This window comes from Lysinibacillus sp. NPDC097162 (genome assembly GCF_044762185.1).
GTDB lineage: Bacteria > Bacillota > Bacilli > Bacillales_A > Planococcaceae > Lysinibacillus.
This window is the reverse complement of the sequence record NZ_JBIWDT010000012.1, coordinates 18,762-41,624: the sequence shown is the minus strand read 5'-3', so window position 1 is coordinate 41,624 and position 22,863 is coordinate 18,762. Positions and strand designations below refer to the sequence as shown.

Sequence of the window (22,863 nt, the reverse complement as noted above, 5' to 3'; positions counted from 1 at the left end):
ATATCATGATTTCATCATACAACGAAAAGCCTTACTTAAAAAAAGTTTCGTTCGAATTTTGTCGAAATCTAAACATATTTATTCCTACTAATTAAAATCCCAGCCTATTTGCACCCGGTGATTCCTTTTTGGCACAGCTTTTGTGTGCCCGTAATTGAATTGTATCTTAACAACACAACACCTATGTCAGCCGCTGGAGGCATTAACTTGTACCCACTCGTAAAATTGAGTGGATATTTAAGCATTAAAACGAATAAACTTCCGGTTTTAAAATACCGATGTATGGTAAGTTGCGGTATTTTTCCGCGTAGTCTAAACCATAACCAACTACAAAGCCATCTGGAACTTTGAAGCCAACATAGTCAGCAGCAAGATTTACTTTTCGTCCTGACGGTTTGTCTAAAAGAGTAACAATTTTGATTGATTTTGCTTTACGATACTTAAATAGATCTACTAAGTAGCTAAGCGTTAATCCGCTATCGATGATGTCCTCGATAATTAATACGTCACGCCCTTCAACACTTGTATTTAAATCCTTTAAAATCTTTACTTCGCCAGATGAAACAGTGGCATTACCGTAGCTAGAAACATCCATAAAATCTAGCTCAATAAAAGAATCGAAACGTTTCATCAAGTCTGTCATAAATGGCATCGCACCTTTAAGTACGCCAACAGCTAACGGGAATGAATCTTTATATTCCTCTGTTAATTGGGCACCTAGCACAGCGATTCTTTCTTGCAGTTGTTCTTCAGTAATCATAATTTTTTCGATGTCATTTTGTAACATATCGATTCCTCCTCGTGTTGTTTCAAAAATTTTCAACCTGTATGTAGGTGAAATATTTTACAAAGACCATTAGTCTACGATGAGCACTGTATCATCGCTTGGCTGCGGGGTAGTTGAAAAGTAAATACCCATACGCACACCAATTACCGCTACGACCTCGTCAGATTGAGAAATCAGTAACGGCCAGCTATTTCGCTCATTTAAAGGAATCTTTTCATCTATAAAAAGGCGAGATAAACGTTTGGGCTTATCCATTCCTTTTAACAGCATTCGGTCTCCTTCCTTACGTGCCCTAATATAGAGTGGAAGTGTAAGTTTATTAGCGTTAAAGTAAAAAAGTTGTGCAGAGTCCGTAAGCAATTCAGGTGCTAATTCAGATAGCCGAACGACAGATAGATGAGCACCATTTGTCAATATCGTCCCTCCATCAGCAGTCAAAACAAATCCATTTTCAGGATAAATTTCACTTTCTAATGTTTCGCTTTTCTGAATCGTCAATTTGCCATAACGGCGAACTGCTATAAAACCTTCTGGCAAGTGAATTTCAGCATACCCAGATGTTGTTTCACAAAGCTTTGAAAGCGAAGTTAAGATAGCATAACTTTGTATCGTATTTGAATCTTTGTAAAGATAGTTTAATAGTATTAAAATGAGCCTCCTTTGTAAAGCAGGTGCTACCATTTCAAACGTTTCTATCTCCATACTATACATATTTCCATTGTATAATTTTACTGTTTTTGAAAATATGTCTTGCGCAAGTGTCATTAAGTACGCATCATCCTCTTGTAAATGCTTTGTAAAACGACTCGTCTGCTCAGCTACCCGTGGGTTTTCCGCTTCCAATAGTGGTACTACGTGGTGTCTAAAGCGATTTCTTACGTAGGAATCTTTCGTATTGCTCGCGTCTTCACGATAATTCAAGCCTTGCTTCTGTAAATATTCCCTTATTTCGGACTTTGTAACCGTTAAAAACGGACGAATTAATGATTTTCCTTCAAAAAAACGCTGTGAGCGAATACCTTGCATACTATTCATCGTGGCATTTTTCGTCAGGGCCATTAATACTGACTCCAGTTGGTCGTCCGCATGATGTGCAGTTACAAGCTTGGTTGCCTTCGTTGTATGTATGATCTCTCCAAAATAACGATAACGTTCTCTACGACAAATCAGCTGTGAGTTGCCATTTTCTGACGCTATAATTTCTGGAATTGGAATCGCTGTTGAATGCAAGACAATACCATATTTATCACAATATTTTTGCACAAAAGCTCGATCCTCAGCTGATGCCTCACCTCTTAACATATGATCGACATGCACTGCCTCGATTTCAATCCCCCATTGTTCTTTTGTTTTAACAAAGTAATGGAGTAATGCCATTGAATCTACACCACCCGAAACGGCGATGAGAAGATGATCGTCTTGCTGTAGTAATTGCTCTTCATCAATAAATTGTTTAACTTTTAATTCAAATGACAAACGCTTCTCCTCCCCTTTTCGTTTTCTGTTATGACGATTTACTCATGGAATATTGAACCGGTTTAAATACCGCCCATGTTGGTACGACGTGGGTAACTTCTAACATCAACACTGTACAGTCATCTTCTATTTCATAATACGTCTGGAAGGACTGCATAATGGTTGTTAATTTATCTTGGATTGTTTTATTTGTGCTTGCTACCTGTTGTGCGAACGCTAAAAATGCTTCTTCCTGTTCATCCCAATCGGCAACACTTGAAAACAGACCATCTGAATGCATAAGAATGACGTCGCCTGCCTTAAGCTTTCTTTTTTCAGCCTCAACCGCTGAAATCGACAAAAAGCCGACTGGCGCTGCGTTACTTTCTACTTTCAACACCTCTTTACCTCGTAAAATATAGGTGGACATTCCCCCCGCCTTCCACGACCATAAATCACCATGTTGTAAATCCACTAGAGCAAAATCAAGTGTTGCATACATATCATCTTGTTGTTTAAGTGACATCACATAATGCAATGTATGCATAGCAGTCTCGGGATTCATATTAAAATTCAAGCATTCCCGCATTAAATGAATCAATTTTCTACTCTCATGCTGTGCTTCTTTACTCTGACCCATACCATCGGACAATAATATTGCAAATAGCCCTGGATGCAGTTGAAACAGCGCATGGGAGTCACCAGAGTAGAGTGTTGCATCTTTTGACATGCTATATATATCATACTCTACTTCAAAGCTAATAGCTGACCTAAAGCTTACTTGTATGTGACGAAATGGTACATCACATTCAACTACTTTTTCAATTTCAAATGGTTCATCAAAAATATCGTATAAAATTGGTAAAATCATACGTTCAGCCAATGTCGTATCCTCTTCCCAATCGACACGTGCAGGTGCTAATGCACACACTATTTTTCGCGCTCCTGCCTTATTGCTCAGCACATCAAGTTGAAAACATTCTATATGGGCATCCTTCAATCGTTGCACAATATCCTTCTCCACACTAACGAATGAGATCGTTTCTTCTTTCATCTCAGCGATGAGCTGATTAAGGTGATTACTCATATCACGTAGCTGTAGTGCGATCATTTTTTTACCATGAAAATACTGGCCATTAATACGCTCTCTATAAAGTTCAGTATCTAACTCCTCGAATATTTTCGTTGATTTAACACATTTATAACGTATTTGTTCTTCTACTCGGTGGATAGCTGATTCCTTCCCTACCCCTTTCATATGAAACCAATCCGTCATAAGCTTGTCCATGCCATTATTTTGTGCCCCCCAGCACCGATCATGGCGAAAACAGCTTAAACATGTATTCATAGGGGCTACTTCCTCTTTCACCGCTACAGGGGCTGTCATAAAGCGTTCAAAGACTAGCTCTTTCATGAAATGAACAAAGTGTTGAAAGTGCTCTAGCTTAAATGTAACATGCTCTGTCAACCAATGCTGCCTTGCTAATAACACTTCTTCCCGTTTTGGAAAAAGCTTATTCCGTACTTTATCTGAATAGCTTTTAGGAATAACTAAAAAAATAATACTGCCTATAGCAATTGAAGTGAAATACACGCTATCTAAAGGCAATGTTGCATCATAAAATAAAAAAAACACACTTGGCAAAATACTACCGATTGCCACACCAAATCTTCCTGCACGTGCTCCCATACCTGCACAAAGACCTGTTAAAGTAGCTACTGATAGCATCCCTGTAAACGATAGCTTGGCCACCCCGATAAGCGTTCCGAGTATCGCTCCTATAACTGTCGCTAGTGGCACACTTCCTACAAATGCACCAAAACAAATTAGTAGCTGCAATAAAAAAATTGGCAATGAAAAATAGCTAATGACGACCGCTTGCATTCCTGTTAGCATAGCTGCAAATACAACTAGTGCTGAGCCAAGCCGTTCATATGTCCAATTGCTTGTAAACCACTCATATGAGTTGACGAAAAGCACTTGCATAAATAACGTCATAATAAGTGCTAATGCTACCTCACACCCTACATAAAATTGCACAAGCACCGGCGGAAGACCCTGGTACATGATGCCCTGCCACAATACTTGCACGCTTAGTACAGCAAGAGAAACGGCAATGCTTTGAGGGAGTCGCCAATATCGGAAACGCATTATACACTCGTACATGCCTATTTGTAATGCTAGAATGAGGACTTGTCCAAAACCTAGGAAATAGCAGCCTATTAAACCGCCAAATAATACGAATTTCGCATACTCTTTATACTTACTGCGAATTATCGCCCAAAAAGGTACAGAGAAAGGTACAGCTGCTTCAAACACAACAGATTGAGCTAAAAAGAAGGATGTTAAAAAAAATAGGGAACCTATAAATAATTGCCTTTTTCTCGCCCCCGATTTTTGGTCGTCTACATTCGCTGTTTCATACCATTCAACACTAGTCATTTCATAATCCCCTTTCTACACTTTTTCGTTATTATAAGAAATTATGTGTGGAAAGATTGTCTGACGATGGCAAAAAAAAATATAAACATTTCGACGAATACATATGCATAAATACGATAAATGTCAGTAACTACTAAAAAAATGGGTAGCTGTACTTGTTTGCAGTAATTATTTTTCGCAATATTCCACTATTAACTGTATTTATGGTACTAATGTCAATTTTCGCGTTCAAATTATTCATTTCTTTGTCTTTTCATTAAGCTAATACACGTTTTTTCAACTTTATTAGATTTTTATTAAACTTTTTTTATAAAGATATTGACACTTTGTTTAATGGATTGTATTATTTAACTTGTCCTTTAAAAAGACATGCGGAAGTAGTTCAGTGGTAGAACACCACCTTGCCAAGGTGGGGGTCGCGAGTTCGAACCTCGTCTTCCGCTCCAATAATATTTTGGCGGCCTAGCTCAGCTGGCTAGAGCGTACGGTTCATACCCGTAAGGTCGGGGGTTCGATCCCCTCGGCCGCCACCATAATTGGCCCCTTGGTCAAGCGGTTAAGACACCGCCCTTTCACGGCGGTAACACGGGTTCGAATCCCGTAGGGGTCATACATGTAAAAACGTCTCAGATGTACATCTGAGACGTTTTTTTATTGTTTCGGACATAGTAATAAGTATCGTTAGCATTTTAGTATGCTTACCTTCTCAAAATATGGCATACTTATTATAAAATGCACATGTTACTAGGAGGTTCACTGTCTTTGGGTTCATTAACTAAAGCTGCTTTAACATGCGGGAGTGGCTCAATGATCATTCTCGTATCAATACTTATCAACTTACCCTTTGCCATTCAAATTTTCTTACTTCTTGCAGGTCTCATCATAAGCGTATATGGTGTGTACTTACTCGTAAAAATGGTGACTAATCCTGTAGAGAAGACACCTGAAACAACATCGGAGCAACCTGTGTCAGCTCCAAAGAAGAAAAAAGGACCGACTTCAACTTTATAGGTACGCCCTATCCAAAATCGTACTTCACCACGTAATTTCAACTACATGAAATTACGTTTTTTAATTCCAGTAATACTAACTGCCCTTTAGCTACTATATCGAATTTGTGCTTTCAAACAAAAAAGATTAGCCTTTGTTATAAGCAAAAGCTAATCCCCGTTCTATTTAATACACTTTTTCTACGATTAAAACAGTCAGCAAACTACCCTCTTCTAGCCCCGCGACCACCACGTTTTGACTCTGTAGCACGTTTTAATGTTGCTAGACGTTCATCACTATCTTTTAAGAAACGTGCCATTTTTTGCTCAAAGTTTTCCTTCGGCTGATGGCGTTCGTTACGATCATTAGAACGATTGTCACGACGCGGACGTTGAGGACGCTCTGGTCTCTCAACTTGAGGCTTTGCTTTACGGATTGAAAGACCAATCTTTCCATCCGCTTCAACATTCATCACTTTTACTTCAACTTCATCTCCAACTTTTAGATGCTCATTGATATCTTTTACATAATTGTCAGCAACTTCACTGATGTGTACTAAGCCTGTTTTGCCGTCTGGCAGCTCAACGAATGCTCCAAAATTTGTGATTCCTGTTACTTTACCTTGTACCTTGCTGCCTACTTCAATTGACATAAAAAAAATGCTCCTCCTTAAAAATTAAGCGACTCTTTTGAGCCATGTAATCAATTTAATCAAACTTTTTACTTCAATAAGTTTCTCTTTTCATTATATATAACTAAAAAAGTGTGTCAACAATACATAGCTTTTCAGTCGTCTTTTTTATCTTCCTTATCAGGAATAATGAAAATAATTTCACCTTCTTCTGATAGGAAGTACTCTTTGCGTAAAAGCTTTGCAATATACTCATCATCTTCTAATTGTTTAATCTTAAGATTTAACGAATCCTGCTCATCTTTTACCTTTACCAAATGCTGAGTTGCCTCTTGTTTTTTCTTTTCTTTTTCAGCTAGCGTCTCAGATTGATGGACTAGAATATTTATGAGGAAGGCGATAATGACGACTGGCACAATCGCAAAAAAAACAATACGGCGCATTTTTCGTTTACGCGATTGCACTTTACGATTCATAGCTTTATCCGTGTTACGGACATAGTCATTATCAAGCTTTGTGTAGTTTTGTTGTTCATCTTTTGATGAATGACGTTTAGTCATGCCCGCACCTCCGAAGTTATTGTTGTCTTTTATTATACTTGATATATCGAAATTTTTTTAATAAAGTGTAGGACAAATACGAATAAATTTTGACAAAAGGTCTTAAGACGAATGCACCAATTTTCATTAATATGTGTAGGATTTGTCGAATAATAGCGATTATTAAACGTACGATAAACCAAAATGGTTTCCATGTTATATTCACTATTATACGTGCAATGAAACGTAAAAAGGTTTGAAAAAAGGTTTGATATAAAAATATACCAGCAATCTGCGCAAGCGGGTCGTAAGCCCGCCATGCGCCATCTTTTAACCAAAACAATAAATAATACGTTAACCCTCCGAGCAGAATCCAAGTCAACAATTCTAAAACCATCATCCACTTTCGGAGGCTTGACCTTTTTGGAGTTGAAAAAACAATGAGCCTTACACTATCAATAATAAATCCAACTGCGATACCGCTCACAACCATGACTAATAGCTGAACGAATTGCTGACTAACAATCATCCAAACAATTTATGAAGGAAACCTTTCGAGAAGCCACTTTCCTCCTCGTCATACTGCAAGGTTTTTACAGTTCCTTCAAGCGTCAATAACCCTTTGTCAACATCTAAGTGAACGATATGCAGTTCCTCTCCACGAATCAATAAATGCCCTTGGGACGTCTTAATAAAAAACTCTTCCTGATCAAAGCGTTCAATTGATTTTACAGAAGTCATGTCCATTCTTTTACGATTACGAATCGTTAAAATATGTTCTCCAGATGGAATTGTGTAACGATTACTTTCTTGATGTAGCGTCATTTTTTTCCTCCTTTAGTCGTCCTAGCTTCTGTTCACTTTATGCGGACAACCTTAAAAGCATGACAAACTTTATGAAAGTTGCCTTACTTTTATTAAGAAAAAATTTTTAACGTTACTAGCAAATCAATTACAACTCAGTATAATTGCGCTCAGATTTTTTCGAGCACAATTAAAATTTGAAACATCTGCAGGAATCTTTAACTTGGTTCAGCCAGCATTTAAACCCTAAGAAATCCGTATTGGCGTTTATCCCCATAGTGAACTTCTGCTGAAACAAAGTGAAAATTAGTCTTCGTCATCAATAAATTCAGGCTCAACCTTTTCAAGACGCTCTTCTTTTAATATTGTAAACATCTTTGCTGCATCTTCTTTTTTTACAGTATCACGTAACTCTTCCACGCGAGCTGTGACAATTTTTTGGCCAAAACGAATAGCTAGTTCATCGCCAGCCTTCACACTACTACTAGCCTTCGCTACTTTACTATTAATCGTGATACGACCTTGGTCAGCGACTTCTTTTGCTAACGTACGTCGTTTTATTAATCGTGAAACTTTTAAATATTTATCTAATCGCATATTATTACTCCTTCTCAAGTTGCTTTGCTTCATGCCAAAAAGCATCTAATTGTTCCAGTGTATAATCTGAAAATGGCTTACCACTAGCTTTTACTTTCGCTTCAACATAGCCAAAGCGTCTTGCAAACTTCTCATTTGCATGCAACATGGCCTCTTCGGGTGATAGCTTGTAAAAGCGAGCTAAATTAACGAGCGTAAATAACACATCCCCAAATTCATCGAGACGCGTCATATTAGACCCTTTCGCCACTTCATGACGGAATTCCTGCCACTCTTCTGCAAACTTATCCCATGCGCCATCTACATCTGGCCAATCAAAACCAACTTTAGCTGCCCTTTTTTGATAATTGTACGCTGTTTGCAGTGCAGATGACGCTCGATATTCCTCTTCCAATAACGGCTTGCCACTAATCCCTTTTTCTTCAGCCTTGATTGCTTCCCAATTGGCAATGACACCATCAGCATCTTCAACTGTGACATCTCCAAATACATGAGGATGACGACGAATCATTTTCTCGCTAATTGAAGCTAAAACGTCCTCTAATGTGAAGTAGCCTTGATCTTCTCCAATTTGCGCATGTAGAAATACTTGTAATAACACATCCCCAAGCTCTTCAATCATCGCAAAATCATCTTCTGCATCTACAGCGGCTAAATATTCATGTGCTTCCTCTAGTAAATATTTCTTTAACGATTCATGTGTTTGCTTTTGATCCCACGGACACCCATTTGGTCCACGCAAAGTAGCAATAATTTGGCGGAAAGTTGCCCAATCACGTAATGCTTCCTCTTGAGAAGTCACAGGAGGTACATAAACCGTTGTTAAATTATTTACCTCAACACTTTGGTCAAGCTCATATAGCGGAACGGTCACTAGCTTTTCTTGAGAGGATCCCGCTGCTGTAACGACCGTTACTGGATATTCATCATCATATTTCTCCATCAATGTCAGCTTCACTTCCGACGCGCTGAATGTATCATACACTTGTGCAATTAAAATGTGCTGGCGCATATTAATGTCATGCATCGAAAAGCTTGTGCCATCAAGTAATTGAAAGCCCTCAATTGGGTCAATTTTTAAGGCACCAAAAATAGGGTCTAAAAAGCTCTGACCACCTTCTATTACTACATTGACCTTTTCTTCTTGCGCTGCTCGAATAAGAAGCTGCACCGTTTGCTCTGCAACTAGCGGATGACCAGGTACAGCGTACATCACGTCTCCCATTGCAGTAGCCTCGATTAATCTTTGCGCAATTTCTTCATACACCGGCTGGAATGTACTATGCTTCTCATATACAGTGTCAAAGCTTTCAAATTGTAAGCCTTCGTTAGCTAACTCCTCTAATACAGGGTGATCAACCGTCCTAACAAACAACTTCTTTGCCGCTATTAATTTTTTATAAACGCCCATTTGCAACTGATTGAAATCACCAGCGCCAAGGCCAATTATCGTTAATGTATTCAATAACTCCACCTACTTCTTTCTATTTAACCATAGTTGATAAACAGCCATTCTACGACCAAAGGGTAGTAAATACCATTCTTTTTCAGCAAGTACTCGTAGTTTTGCAATGCAAGTAATCATCACTATTGCGCCAATACAAACCGCACTGAAGCCAGCAACCACAGCGACAAGGCGTTCAGATAAAAATCCATTTAACAAAGCTGGGATAAATTGAAGCCAAAGTATTACTACCACTGACATACATAATGAGGCAATGCCAAGCTTTTGATAAAAGCTTGCAGGTGCCAATTGGATGCCTGTAATTTTCTTTAAGTACAACACGAGCGCTAATGCTGTGAACAAAAGTCCCACATTATTAGCAACAGCAGCGCCTAGAACACCAAACGGTGCAATTGTGAAGACATTTAGTAACACTTTTAATAAAAAACCTACAAATAAAAACAGAGCTGGCATTTTTAATTTCCCAAAACCTTGCAAAATAGCTGTAAATGTCAAAATAATTGACAACGGTACGATTTGTAAAACATATAACATAAGTACTTCTGATAGTGCATCTGTTTTAAATAGCATTGCATTAATATAAGGCATGACTAGTATTAGCCCTAGTGAAGCTGCCCACCCAAACAATACGGACGCCCTATACGTAAGCTGTATAAACGGCATCGCACTGCGCCCATTTTGCTTGTTAGACATATGTGCAACAAGTGGCACAATAGCAAGCGATAATGATGCTGCAATGACAACCCCTAATTGCACCAATGGTTGTCCGCGGTCATAAATACCTTTTGTTTCCTTAGCTAATGTCTCGTCCATTCCGCTATCTATGAGTAGCGAAAAAATAGTAAATGAATCGACAAGCTGATAGCCAAGCAATAACAAGCTACTCATACTCACACTTAAACTAAGCAATGTCACCTCTTTTAACACAGGAAAGCTTGCTATTCGTTGTTGTTGTTTGCCAATAAAAGAACCAAAGCGTTTTTTAAAAAGAAACGCAATTAATAATAAGCCAACTACTTCTCCGACGACCGTCCCAATAATAGCCATTTGTCCTGCCCCATAGAGGGACTTTGTCGTTGTCATAATTATAAACGTACCAGCTAATATAACGGAAACTCTTACCGTTTGCTCCAGTACTTGTGCATAAGCAATTGGCTCCATAATCCCTCTCGATTGAAAGCCACCCTTAAAAATAGCAAGTGCAGGCATTACTAATACAATAAAAGATCCTGTGCGTAGTAATAGCGCAAGATTAGCATCACCCATCATTTTCGCAAGTACATCTGCCCCAGCAAATAAAACACCAAAAAACACAAAGGAAAGTACTGTTAAATAACGAAAAATAATCCGCATAATGCTTCGTCTTTTCTGTGTACGTTCTTCCTCATCTACAATACAATCATTATCTGCAAGCATTTTTGAAATAGCTACCGCAAAACCGCTTGATGTCCATACTACAAAGATGGATATTACAGGATACACTTGTTGATAAATGTAAAATCCTTCGTCACCAACTAGATTTTGAAAAGGTACACGATAAATTGCGCTTAAAACTTTCACAATGAGGGCTGCAATGGTTAGTAATGCCGCGCCCTTCATGTAACTTTTCATACCAAATCTTTCCGACATAAATTGTCCTCTTTCCTTCATTTAACAATGCCAATAGTATAGCATACCTCAAAAGTATGACGCTCACGTTAACACTGTCTCCGCTATCGGTACAGCATTATGTATACAAAAAAAGTTATTGTTCACCCTAAAAGAGTCATGACAATAACTTTCGATGTTCATCAATTATTCATTTGTTTTGCTAAGAAATTAGCAGCTGTTTCCACTACTTTTACTTCTACTTCGCCAACAAAATGTACTTTAGATAAAACAATGATACAACCAATTGGATCACCATTCACCATGATTGGTGTTGCACAATATGATTTAACTTGTTCATATTGTCCAGGAACAATTTCAATAGTTGTTTCCATTTTCTCAATTTTTGTTGAGCGTTCGTCCATAAATCCTTCTGCAAAAGATGTAATACGGCGATTAATATATTCTTTCTTGCCAATCCCTGCAACAGCGATTACTTCGTCTCGGTCTGTTACAAACGCTGGAGTACCTAGCGTTTCATACAATGTTTCTACATACTCACGTGCGAATTCTCCTAAATCATTAATTGGAGAATACTTTTTCAAAATGATTTCACCTTCACGGTCCGTATAAATTTCTAACGGGTCACCTTCGCGAATACGTAGCGTTCTACGAATTTCTTTCGGTATTACCACACGTCCTAAATCATCTATACGACGAACAATTCCTGTTGCTTTCATGCTAAACTGCCTCGCTTTCGTATTCATTAAAATTTTTCTACAACAATAGTATGGTTTTTCTCAAGACAATCTATGCAAAAAATGAACGAAAAGGATTTTGAATCCAACATTATTTTTTTTAATAAAAATTTGTCTTTTCATACAATAAGGCTGAACTTGCCAATTTGTCAACAAGTTCAGCCTTTTTTCACATATTTTTTTTCGATTTTGCAATAATCTGCATTATTTCTTCTAATATATCAAAATGATGGTATTTATTGCATTTACGCTCATCAATTGTCAATATCAACTGCATACTATCCATACCGAAGCCAACAGCTCGCTCAAATTTCATCGTTTCAGTTACAATTTTACTACCATCTACTTTTGCAGAACCCTCTTCAGATATCAAAATAGAGATAACCTTTTGCTTTTCTTTAATAGAGGAAACGCCCATTTCTAAGCCCCAAATTTTCATCCGTGCAATTCGCAGTAAACGTTCTGTTTCAATTGGTAAATCACCGAAACGGTCTTGCAATTCTTCAATAATTTCTTCGTATTCATCCACTTGGTCCATCGCTTTAATGCGTTTATACATTTGAATTTTTTGATAGCCATCTGGAATATACGTATCAGGAATATAAGCATCGATGTTCAGTAAAATTTCTATCTCTGGCTTATCCTCTTTTTTCACGCCAGTTTGTCGTTCTGCAATGGCCTCTTCTAGCATTTGCGAGTACAAGTCAAAGCCAACAGAATCAATAAAGCCATGTTGCTGTGCACCTAATAAATTACCAGCTCCACGAATCGATAAATCACGCATCGCAATTTTAAAACCAGATCCGAGCTCCGTAAACTCTTTAATAGCTTGTAGTCGTTGCTCCGCTACATCTGTGAGTACTTTATCACGCTGATACATAAAGTAGGCATACGCTACTCGATTTGATCGACCTACACGACCTCGTAATTGATACAGTTGGGCTAAACCCATTCGATCTGCGTCATGGACAATAAGCGTGTTGACATTAGGAATATCTACTCCAGTCTCGATAATTGTCGTCGTAACAAGAACATCATAATCCCCTTCAATAAATGCTAAAATGACAGATTCTAATTGTGATTCAGTCATTTTACCGTGTGCATGTCCGATACGCGCTTCAGGGACAAGCGTTTGAATCTCGTCAACCTTCCGTGCCATATCTTCCACTCGATTGTATAAGTAAAATACTTGGCCACCACGTGCCATTTCACGCTCAATTGCTTCTCGTACTAGTGCACCGCTATGCTCCATAACATAAGTTTGCACTGGGAAACGGTTTGCAGGAGGCGTTTCAATAACCGATAAATCACGTACACCAACCATCGACATATGCAGCGTTCTTGGAATAGGTGTTGCTGTTAAAGTTAACACGTCAACATTTGTTTTCAGCTGTTTAATTTTTTCCTTATGTGTAACACCAAAGCGCTGTTCCTCATCTACAATGAGTAGACCAAGATCTTGGAACGTTAAATCTTTAGATAAAATTCGATGAGTTCCTATTACAATATCAACTTGCCCGTCTTTTAAACCTTTTAATGTCGCTACTTGCTCTTTTTTCGTGCGGAAGCGAGATAGTAGACCAACATTAATTGCAAAATCCTGGAATCTCTCGCGGATTGTCTCGTAGTGCTGCTGCGCTAAAATCGTCGTAGGCACGAGGAAGGCAACTTGCTTACCATCTTGAATGGCTTTAAATGCCGCACGAATGGCAACTTCTGTTTTGCCATATCCTACGTCGCCACATACTAGGCGATCCATTGGGCGTTCTCGTTCCATATCACGTTTTACTTCAATAATCGAACGTAGCTGATCTTCTGTTTCTTCATAAGGGAATGATGTCTCAAAATTACGTTGATCATCATTATCAGGCGCAAAAGCATGCCCTTTTTCCGCTTCACGCTTAGCATAGAGCTTAATTAAATCATCTGCAATATCTTGAACGGCAGAGGAAACCTTTGCTTTAGCTTTTTTCCACTCCGCTCCACCTAATTTATGTAGCTTCGGTTCGCGATCTTCAGATGCCACATATTTTTGAATTAAATCGATTTGCTCCACAGGCACATATAATTTATCATCTGCGCGATATCGTATGTGCAAATAATCTTTATGTGTCCCATTGACTACTAGTGTTTCTACACCGATATATTTCCCAATCCCATGGTGCACGTGCACGACATAGTCGCCCGGCTTAATTTCTGTATAGCTTTTAATACGCTCTGCATTCGTCATTTTTTGAGGGCGTGATTTTTTCTTTGCTTGCTGTTTAAATAATTCATCCTCTGTTACGACTGCCAAACGCTGCAAAGGCAATTCAAATCCGCTTGATAATCCGCCTTCTACAATATAGAGACCAGACTCAGTCGGCTCCCCAATCGTTGCATGAATATCGTATTCCTCAAGCATTTGCTGTACACGTTTCACGCGGTTTTTATCCCTAGCTACGATAAGCACTGTAAATTTACCGAGCTGCCAGCGTTCAACTTCATTTTGTAATAACGCCATTTGCCCGTGGAATTGCTGCATCGGCTTACATGAAAAATTAGTTGTCTTATTAAAGGTAATACCAGCAAACGTACGTGAAAATAATGAGAAATATAGCTTCTGCTGTGACAGCATAGCCATTATCTCCTTTAAAGAAAAGGCTGGCTTCACATCGTGTACCATTTTCCCCTCTTCAATCAGTGATAAAAACCACTCTTCTTCTTCACGCTCCCATGCATCCATTACTTCTTGAATGCGGCCAAGCTCATCAAATAATACGATGCCATCCTGTGCAAAATAATCACCTAAATATGCCGTTTTATCATATAACAACGAGCCATATTTATTAACGAAATCTGGGAGGTTTCCTTGTTGCAACAGTTCAATATCGTATTGAATATGTTGATACAGAAGCTCTTTCGTCTCCTGTTTCTTTACTTTTTTCAAGCTTGTCGCTAATGCAATTTCTAAACGACCTGCTAAAGCTATTCGTTCTTCCTTTGTCAAAATTACTTCTGACGCAGGTAAAATACGAACTTTTTGTAATTTATCTATTGAACGCTGATCATCTGCAGAAAACGTACGAATCGAGTCTACTTCCGTATCAAATAACTCGATTCGAATAGGTGCTTCTAAATACGGAGGATATATATCTAAAATGCCTCCACGCAACGCAAATTCACCAGGCGTCGTTACCATTGAGTTACGGACATATCCCATCGCTACAAGCGTTTGGAGCCATTCCTCTATTTGTACTTCCTCGCCTATGGCAGTCTGTAAAAAATAATGTATCCAATGTTCTTTCGGGGGCATCATTTTTCGCAAGCCAGCAATAGGTATAATGTAAACGGCTTTTTCACCTCTCGCTAGACAATCAAGCGTTGCGATACGCTCTGCTCGAAGCTCCGGAGAGGCTACTGATAAGTCTGCAGCAATAAACTCATCTGCTGGGTAATAGTGGACATATTCCTCTCCTAATAACCCTACAAGCTCATCCGCCATTTTTTGTGCCTGCAATAAATTGGGTGACACAATATAAATTGGTTTTTGTACATGGTCAAATAACGCATCGACCATAATTGGCCGTGCGCTTCCTGTTAAACCTGTAATGAGCTGAGATGCTGTATTGCCGCTCTGAATCTCCTGTAAAAATGATGTGATATGTTTGTCCTGCGACACAATCTGTCGTAAAACTTCCACAGTCAAAAGCTCCTTTCAGCGCGAAAATTCTAATTATTCAATGTGCCTCATACTATCAATCTAGTACAATATTACACATTTCATTTGTCTAATTATCAAGTTCACCTTTGTGTAATTGTCCTAGTCATTAAACTCTCGGTTTAGAAAACATAATGCGCTACTATACATCATGTTTATTATCCTTGCATTACTATTGAAAGCAGCGTATATTTCTACTTCAAAAAATAAAAACGGAAAAAGCTTTGAACGCACGCAATGTGCGCCAAAGCATCCTTCCATTATTGAATCCATTTATTGAGTGCGTGATAATCTGGATATTGTCTAAGCGAATCCTCACATTGCTCACAAATGCAGTGTACAGTCGTTTGCCCATGTTGATCCTTTTCAACATAATCATCTGCCTCACCTAATTCGAAAATATGCAACTTTCGAATTGTATCATCTGCATCAAATGGTAGTGTTCCTATTTCTACTTCACAATGCCTACAACGGTAGCGAATTGCCATCTCCAAATCATCCTCCTTTAAGCAACTTACTACTTAAAGTATAGACATTTTGGAAAGAGATTATGCACCGTTAAATTGGCTCATCACATCAAGAAATGGTTTTGAAAGAGACGCTTCTATTGCATTAACACTATTATCAATAGCATCTGCCATAACAATATTGTCTTCTTTAGAAAACTTTGATAGCACATAATCCGCTACCTTCATGTCAGCCGGTGGACGACTTACACCAATACGAATTCGATTAAATTCCTGTGTTCCTAAATGTTGAATCAAAGATTTAATGCCGTTATGTCCACCCGCACTACCTTTTTGACGCAAACGCAATTTTCCTGTTTCTAAATCTAAATCATCATAGATTACAATTAAATCTTTTACATCAATATCAAAATAGTCCATGAGAGGTCTAACGCATTCACCTGATAAGTTCATATATGTTAAAGGCTTAACAAGTAGAACCTTGCCTTCAGGACGATGTACTGTCGCATACATGCCATTGAATTTTGAAGTTGCTAATGGTGCATCCCACTTTCTAGCTAATGCATCAATTACATCAAACCCAATATTATGTCTTGTATGCTCATAAGGTTTACCAGGATTTCCTAAACCAACGATAATTTTCATAAGTACCTCACTTCTTTCAATCTAATAGTCATTATTTTACCATACTGAGCTATAAGAAAACATTTCGTTCATCCCCGTTATGAACAAATATATGTATGATAAAAATTTATCGGTCCGTCGTAAAAACTGTTCATTTTTACGACAACAAAAAAAGCTATCAAGTCCGTCTTTTACGACTTCCTCGATAGCCTTCCCTTCAAACATACATTTAATCTTATGACTCAACGCTTTCTTCAACTTCAGTATCGTCTGCAGAAACTGTTGGCGCCATAATTGTTACTAAAATATGATCATCTTCGTTCACAATTTCAAAATCTACATGATCGCGAATATCCGCTACCATAATAGTTTCTCCAATTGCTAGTTTCGTAATATCAATTTCTAATGTTTCTGGAATATCAGTAGGTTTAACTTTTATTTTAACTTCCAAATTCGGCTGCATTAAAATGCCACCTTCGCCTACACCAGCTGATTCTCCAACAAGTGTTACCGCTACGTCTACTTCTAATTCTTCAGACATATTAATTGCTAAAAAATCTACATGATTCACTTCATCTTTCAGTGTACATCTTTGTACTTCTGATACAACGACATTTACCCTTTCACCATCTAACTCCACCGGAATGACACCATTACGCCCGTTCTTTTGAACAAACTGTCTAAATTCTTTCGCTGAAATAGAAATTGGGGTTGAATCTAGTTTGTAGCCATAAATAACTGCAGGAATGGCTCCCCCTTTTCTAAGTTGGGTTAATGTCGAACGATGCCCAGCTTCGCGCTTATTTACACTTAAGACTGTACTCATACTATACCTTCCCCTTCCAAGAAAATTATTTATGCCTTAACACTGATGCCATATACCAATTACAGAATTCAATATAAAAAACGCTATTTCTTCTGTTATTAGTTTATGACAGCCGCTAAAGGCTTTTATAATATTTATCTCTCTTTTCGAAAGAGCGTAAATATTACACAGTAACAAATACTATTATACCCTCTAATTTGAATATTCAAACTTAATAGCTATACAAAAAGGACAAATCTACTCATAAATGTAGATTTGTCCTTTTTTTGTCACACATTATGCTATATCAAATATATATTTATTCTAATTAAAATTAATCGAATAAAGTACTTACTGATTTGTTTTCGTATACACGAGAAATTGCATCTGCCATTAATTTAGCTACTGAAAGCTCTGTAATTTTTGGTGATTTTTTCTCTTCAGAAAGTTGAATTGTATTTGTTACTACTAATTCTTTAATCGCAGAGTTTTCAATACGCTCGATTGCTGGACCTGATAGTACTGGGTGTGAGCAGCAAGCATATACTTCTTTTGCACCAGCAGCACGTAAAGCGTCAGCGCCAATTGTAATTGTACCTGCAGTATCGATAATATCATCAATCAAGATTGCCACTTTACCATCAACATTACCAACGATATTCATCACTTCCGCAACATTTGGTTTTGGACGGCGTTTGTCAATAATTGCAATCGGTGCTTTTAAACGTTCTGCCATTTTACGCGCACGCGTTACTCCACCGTGGTCAGGTGAAACAATTACGATTTCCTCAGAAGGAATACCTTTAGATTTGAAGTAATCAGAAAGTAAAGGTACCGCCATTAAGTGGTCAATTAAAATATCGAAGAAACCTTGGATTTGTGGTGCGTGTAAGTCTAAAACGATAACACGTGTTGCACCAGCCGTTTCAAGTAAGTTTGCCACTAATTTAGCTGTAATTGGCTCACGCGCTTTTGCTTTACGGTCTTGACGAGCATAACCATAATAAGGCATTACAACGTTAACTGTACGAGCAGATGCGCGTTTCACAGCATCTACCATAATTAAAAGCTCCATTAAATGTTCGTTTACAGGTGCAGAAGTAGACTGCACGATAAACACATCACAACCACGAATACTTTCTTCAATACTAATTTGAATCTCTCCATCGCTAAAGTGCTTAACTGAAGATTTCCCTAATTCAACTCCCATTTCTTGCGCAATTTCTTGGGCTAGTGGGTTATTAGAATTGAGTGAAAATATTTTTAATTGTGAGTTTGCATATTGATACGGCATGATGGCCTCCTGTTTATTTGATAATTATTTTGAATTTAATTTGCTTACATAATTCGGTTTGTTTTCTTGTCTTGCACGCGCAATTGCTAGTGCATCCTCAGGAACTTCTTTTGTAATTGTAGATCCTGCTGCAATAAATGAACCTTTTCCAACTTTCACTGGCGCTACTAAGTTAGTATTACATCCTACAAATACATCATCTTCAATAATTGTTTGGAACTTGTTCTTCCCATCATAGTTTACTGTAATAGAACCACAGCCAACATTGACGTTATTACCTATTTCAGCATCTCCAATATAGCTTAAATGAGATACTTTTGTGTCGTTACCTAATTTACTTTTTTTCACTTCTACAAAGTTACCGATTTTAACATGGCTACCGATATCAGAAAGTGGACGAATATGTGCAAACGGTCCAATTGCTGTATCTTCCGCTACAGTGCTTTCTCGTACAACAGATGAATGCACAGAAGTACGGTCACCAATACGGCTATCGATAATTTGTGTATTTGGACCGATTAAACAATCTTCTCCAATTACAGTTGCTCCTTCAATCATAGAGCCTGGTTGAATCACTGTATCACGACCAATTACTGCATCTGAGCTAATGTACGTAGCATTTGGGTTAATGATTGTCACGCCATTACGCATATGACGCTCATTAATACGCGCACGCATTAACTCTTCCGCTTGTGACAATGCCACACGGTCATTCACACCGAGTGTTTCTTCAAAATCATCCGTTACATAAGCTTCAACGATATCGCCTTGTTTTTGTAAAATTTCAATTACATCAGGTAAATAAAACTCACCCTGTGCATTATCATTTTTCACAAGTTTTAACGTTTCAAATAATGCTTTATTATCGAAGCAATATGTCCCAGTATTAATTTCTTTTACTCGTTGCTGCTCTTCACTTGCATCTTTTTGTTCAACAATTTGCTCCACCTGTCCACCATCGCCACGTAAAATACGACCATAGCCAGTTGGATTTTCTGCAACAGCTGTTAAAATTGTTGCTTTTGCATTTTTTGCTTGATGATGCACAAATAAAGCTTTCATCGTTTCAGGGCGAATAAGTGGCGTATCACCGCAAACAACTAATGTTGTTCCTTGTTCGCTACCTAAAATTGACTCTGCTTGTTGTACTGCATGTGCTGTACCTAATTGTTCAGCTTGTAAAACATACTCGCTCTTATCTCCAAGTTGTTGTTTTACTTTTTCTGCACCATGTCCTACAACCGTTACGATGCGGTTCACATCTAACGTTTGAATGTGATCCACTACATGCTGTACCATGGGTTTCCCACATACTGGATGGAGCACTTTATATAATTTGGACTTCATACGTGTACCTTGACCTGCAGCCAAAATGACAGCAAAAATATTGCTCATCAGTAAGTCCTCCAATACGCTCATTTTCTCTTATGACTATATAGCAAAATTCATCTATTTTCAAGGCATGTAGAATTGACTAAACGGTGAATTCCTAAATCAAACACACCTTATGCTCGAATGTAATGAGCTATACACTACAATTTGCTGTTTTTCTCTTTTTTGAAAAATAAAAAGAACTCCTCAATGATTGAAGAGTTCCTTTTATTTTCTTCCGCCAAAAGGATACTTATTTGTAAATAACCTTTAAACGAGCATTTATTTTCATAAAACTATACGCCAATTCCTTCTAATTCAGCTGCTTGTTCCGACTCTGGCACATTGCTAGAGTTATGATAAGCATTTAAAATAATCTCTTGAATTTTGTTACGTGTCGTTGAGTTGATAGGATGCGCAATATCTCTAAATTCGCCATCTGGTGTTCGTTTACTCGGCATAGCGACGAATAAGCCTGTATTCCCATCAATAACGCGGATATCATGTACCACAAACTCATTGTCGAGTGTAATGGAAGCAATCGCACGCATGCGACCATCCGTTTGTACATGACGTAATCTTACATCAGTAACTTCCATTTTCTCACCACCTCTCATCTTAGATGCCTAAATGAAAATATTATATTCATATTACCGAATATTTCCCTTTTCATAGTCTACCAAATTTTCTAAAAAATTTGAATACTTCATTTTTAATTCGTTACAATATTTTCTCTAGTTTACGGTAAATTTGACAATTGTTTGTCAAATTTTTAAAAACTAATTAAATACACGGCGTAATGACTACCTTTTTGCCTACTAGATACGTCCATCTAAAAATTTGTGACATTCAATGAATCCTTTAACTTGTTTCAGCAAAGGTTTGAGTCCACACTGAAATCAGTGCATATTTAGTTTTTATTCGCCTCTTTTAGAATTAGAACGCATATGCTAAAGCTAGTTAATAAAAGCCCTATAAATGACCTTTTAGCGTATTCTTAAAAGCCATCAAGAAGTTCAACTCGATGGCTTTTTTCTTTTTTTATTCTTTGATGCTCCTAAATTAGAATTACGCTACCAACGTGTTCAGTTGATTGGCGTGAAAGGCCGCGACGTGACTTCTGCTTAGTACAGCACACAACGTAATGCGCAACAAACCGCACGTTAGCCAGTTGCGGCTTACAGAGTGCTAGGCAGAGGGCGCCACATGCACCGTAAATCAATAGCAGTATAAATCTATAATAAAAGAATAAAAGCCCTTTAAAAGAGCTTTAAGTTCTTTTAAAGGGCTACTAATTTTTATTTTACGATTGCGATAACTTCTATTTCTACTTTCACATCTTTTGGTAAGCGTGCTACTTCCACTGCTGAACGAGCTGGTTTATGCTCTCCAAAATGACTTGCATATACTTCATTCATAGCTACAAAGTCATTCATATCCTTCATAAAGACTGTTGTTTTTACTACATTGTCTAGTGATGAGCCTGCAGCTTCTAGTACTGCCTTTAAATTAGCAAATACTTGGTGTGTTTGAGCGACAATATCACCCTCTACTAATTCGCCTGCTGCCGTTAATGGAATTTGACCTGAACTATAAAACATCCCATTAACGATCATTCCTTGTGCATACGGTCCAATTGCTGCTGGTGCATTCGTTGTAGATACTACATTCATTTGTCATTTCTCCCTTTTTGTAAAATAATTGCCTTCACTTAATGCAATCGTACGATCTTTTTCATTGACCTCATGAAGCTTTACAAGTGAATAGTAATCATCTACTAAAGTTTCGTCTGCATGCTCTGCCTCAACTAGCACAGCGATGCCTGCTAATTGACAGTCAAACTCTTCTAATAGATTCTTCATGCCGTTCATCGTACCACCGACTTTCATAAAGTCATCGGTAATAAGTACACGCTGTCCACTCTTCATGCTTCTTTTAGATAATACCATTGTCTGAATTCTTCGAGAAGAACCAGATACATAGTTTATACTAACTGTAGAGCCTTCTGTTACTTTGCTATCTCTACGAACGACAACAACTGGAACATTTAAATGCCTTGCAATGGCATGGGCAATAGATATCCCCTTTGTTGCTACTGTCATAATAACATCGATTTGCTGGTCAGCAAATGCAGATGCAAAAACCTTCCCAACTCGATTAATTAAATCTGGATTGCCCAATAAATCCGTCATAAATAAATAGCCACCAGGTAACAAACGATCTGAATGTTCAAGCTCAGCTTTTAAATCCTGGATGACTAAACGAACTTCCTCTTCGGACATTTTAGGAATATACTTCACACCACCTGCTGCTCCTGGCACTGTTATCAATAACCCGATTCCTTTTTCTTCGAAAGTTTCTTTAACAATCGTTAAATCTTCACTGATCGAAGACTTTGCGGATTGATATAATTCTGAAAAATAAGTTAGCGGGATCAGCTGATGTGGATGTTCTAGTAAATAGTACGTCATATCAACTAGTCGTTCACTACGCTTCCATTTCATGCGACCCTCTCCTAAACACGAATATTTATAGGTAAAATTAAC

Annotated in this window: 21 protein-coding genes and 3 tRNA genes; 4 read left to right on the top strand and 20 right to left on the bottom strand. The window is 38.0% G+C overall.

Going from position 1 to position 22,863, the window contains the following annotated elements:
- Positions 1–244: 244 nt before the first annotated feature.
- The 3 genes from hpt to ACIQXW_RS23925 form a co-directional block, all read right to left on the bottom strand.
- Positions 245–787 (bottom strand): hypoxanthine phosphoribosyltransferase, encoded by a 543-nt coding sequence (gene hpt, locus ACIQXW_RS23935; protein ID WP_228134267.1) that lies wholly within the window; start codon positions 785–787, stop codon positions 245–247.
- A gap of 69 nt (positions 788–856) precedes the next feature.
- Complete coding sequence (gene tilS / locus ACIQXW_RS23930; protein ID WP_402766275.1) at positions 857–2,263, bottom strand: tRNA lysidine(34) synthetase TilS; 1,407 nt, start codon at positions 2,261–2,263, stop codon at positions 857–859.
- Positions 2,264–2,291: 28 nt separating this feature from the next.
- On the bottom strand, positions 2,292–4,685 hold the full coding sequence (locus ACIQXW_RS23925; RefSeq protein WP_340821434.1) for a SpoIIE family protein phosphatase: 2,394 nt from the start codon (positions 4,683–4,685) through the stop codon (positions 2,292–2,294).
- 371 nt (positions 4,686–5,056) lie between these two features.
- Here ACIQXW_RS23925 and ACIQXW_RS23920 point away from each other — a divergent pair.
- From ACIQXW_RS23920 to ACIQXW_RS23905, 4 genes are all read left to right on the top strand, one after another.
- Positions 5,057–5,131, top strand: a tRNA-Gly gene (locus tag ACIQXW_RS23920).
- A 10-nt stretch (positions 5,132–5,141) separates the two neighbouring features.
- Positions 5,142–5,218: transfer RNA gene (locus ACIQXW_RS23915), tRNA-Met, on the top strand.
- Positions 5,219–5,223: 5 nt separating this feature from the next.
- Positions 5,224–5,295, top strand: a tRNA-Glu gene (locus ACIQXW_RS23910).
- A gap of 152 nt (positions 5,296–5,447) precedes the next feature.
- Entirely contained in the window at positions 5,448–5,696 is a 249-nt protein-coding gene (locus tag ACIQXW_RS23905; protein WP_340821435.1) for a hypothetical protein, read from the top strand.
- A 202-nt stretch (positions 5,697–5,898) separates the two neighbouring features.
- Here ACIQXW_RS23905 and ACIQXW_RS23900 read toward each other — a convergent pair whose 3' ends face one another.
- From ACIQXW_RS23900 to purR, 17 genes are all read right to left on the bottom strand, one after another.
- A complete protein-coding gene (locus tag ACIQXW_RS23900; RefSeq protein WP_219363866.1) occupies positions 5,899–6,327 on the bottom strand; it encodes a S1 domain-containing RNA-binding protein in 429 nt (142 codons plus the stop codon).
- Positions 6,328–6,461: 134 nt separating this feature from the next.
- Positions 6,462–6,866: an FtsB family cell division protein gene (locus ACIQXW_RS23895; RefSeq protein WP_340821438.1), complete on the bottom strand. Its 405-nt coding sequence runs from the start codon at positions 6,864–6,866 to the stop codon at positions 6,462–6,464.
- Positions 6,867–6,882: 16 nt separating this feature from the next.
- Positions 6,883–7,374: a spore cortex biosynthesis protein YabQ gene (gene yabQ, locus ACIQXW_RS23890; RefSeq protein ID WP_340821440.1), complete on the bottom strand. Its 492-nt coding sequence runs from the start codon at positions 7,372–7,374 to the stop codon at positions 6,883–6,885.
- A complete protein-coding gene (gene yabP / locus ACIQXW_RS23885) occupies positions 7,371–7,670 on the bottom strand; it encodes a sporulation protein YabP (RefSeq protein ID WP_004229167.1) in 300 nt (99 codons plus the stop codon). The genes yabQ and yabP overlap by 4 nt, the downstream gene beginning before the upstream one ends.
- A gap of 285 nt (positions 7,671–7,955) precedes the next feature.
- On the bottom strand, positions 7,956–8,246 hold the full coding sequence (locus ACIQXW_RS23880; RefSeq protein WP_228134262.1) for an RNA-binding S4 domain-containing protein: 291 nt from the start codon (positions 8,244–8,246) through the stop codon (positions 7,956–7,958).
- A 4-nt stretch (positions 8,247–8,250) separates the two neighbouring features.
- Positions 8,251–9,711 carry a bifunctional methyltransferase/pyrophosphohydrolase YabN gene (yabN, locus tag ACIQXW_RS23875; RefSeq protein ID WP_402766267.1) on the bottom strand — a complete coding sequence of 487 codons (1,461 nt, stop codon included), beginning with the start codon at positions 9,709–9,711 and terminating at the stop codon, positions 8,251–8,253.
- Positions 9,712–9,720: 9 nt separating this feature from the next.
- On the bottom strand, positions 9,721–11,340 hold the full coding sequence (locus ACIQXW_RS23870) for a putative polysaccharide biosynthesis protein (protein WP_340821442.1): 1,620 nt from the start codon (positions 11,338–11,340) through the stop codon (positions 9,721–9,723).
- A 161-nt stretch (positions 11,341–11,501) separates the two neighbouring features.
- Positions 11,502–12,038, bottom strand: coding sequence for a stage V sporulation protein T (gene spoVT / locus ACIQXW_RS23865; protein WP_107896456.1), 537 nt, complete (start codon positions 12,036–12,038; stop codon positions 11,502–11,504).
- 187 nt (positions 12,039–12,225) lie between these two features.
- Positions 12,226–15,738, bottom strand: a complete 3,513-nt coding sequence (gene mfd / locus ACIQXW_RS23860) for a transcription-repair coupling factor (RefSeq protein ID WP_402766263.1) — start codon at positions 15,736–15,738, stop codon at positions 12,226–12,228.
- A gap of 278 nt (positions 15,739–16,016) precedes the next feature.
- The gene (locus tag ACIQXW_RS23855) at positions 16,017–16,244 is read right to left on the bottom strand and encodes an anti-sigma-F factor Fin (protein WP_228134495.1); all 228 of its coding nucleotides are present in this window, start codon (positions 16,242–16,244) and stop codon (positions 16,017–16,019) included.
- Between the two features lie 60 nt (positions 16,245–16,304).
- Entirely contained in the window at positions 16,305–16,868 is a 564-nt protein-coding gene (gene pth / locus ACIQXW_RS23850; RefSeq protein WP_402766260.1) for an aminoacyl-tRNA hydrolase, read from the bottom strand.
- A gap of 214 nt (positions 16,869–17,082) precedes the next feature.
- Entirely contained in the window at positions 17,083–17,673 is a 591-nt protein-coding gene (locus tag ACIQXW_RS23845) for a 50S ribosomal protein L25/general stress protein Ctc (RefSeq protein WP_340821445.1), read from the bottom strand.
- 313 nt (positions 17,674–17,986) lie between these two features.
- Positions 17,987–18,946 carry a ribose-phosphate diphosphokinase gene (locus ACIQXW_RS23840; RefSeq protein WP_340821447.1) on the bottom strand — a complete coding sequence of 320 codons (960 nt, stop codon included), beginning with the start codon at positions 18,944–18,946 and terminating at the stop codon, positions 17,987–17,989.
- A gap of 24 nt (positions 18,947–18,970) precedes the next feature.
- Positions 18,971–20,341 carry a bifunctional UDP-N-acetylglucosamine diphosphorylase/glucosamine-1-phosphate N-acetyltransferase GlmU gene (glmU, locus tag ACIQXW_RS23835; RefSeq protein WP_402766255.1) on the bottom strand — a complete coding sequence of 457 codons (1,371 nt, stop codon included), beginning with the start codon at positions 20,339–20,341 and terminating at the stop codon, positions 18,971–18,973.
- A gap of 272 nt (positions 20,342–20,613) precedes the next feature.
- The gene (gene spoVG, locus ACIQXW_RS23830; protein WP_340821449.1) at positions 20,614–20,916 is read right to left on the bottom strand and encodes a septation regulator SpoVG; all 303 of its coding nucleotides are present in this window, start codon (positions 20,914–20,916) and stop codon (positions 20,614–20,616) included.
- A 699-nt stretch (positions 20,917–21,615) separates the two neighbouring features.
- A complete protein-coding gene (locus ACIQXW_RS23825) occupies positions 21,616–21,990 on the bottom strand; it encodes a RidA family protein (protein WP_340821450.1) in 375 nt (124 codons plus the stop codon).
- A 3-nt stretch (positions 21,991–21,993) separates the two neighbouring features.
- Complete coding sequence (gene purR, locus ACIQXW_RS23820; protein ID WP_340821451.1) at positions 21,994–22,821, bottom strand: pur operon repressor; 828 nt, start codon at positions 22,819–22,821, stop codon at positions 21,994–21,996.
- Between the last annotated feature and the right edge of the window lie 42 nt (positions 22,822–22,863).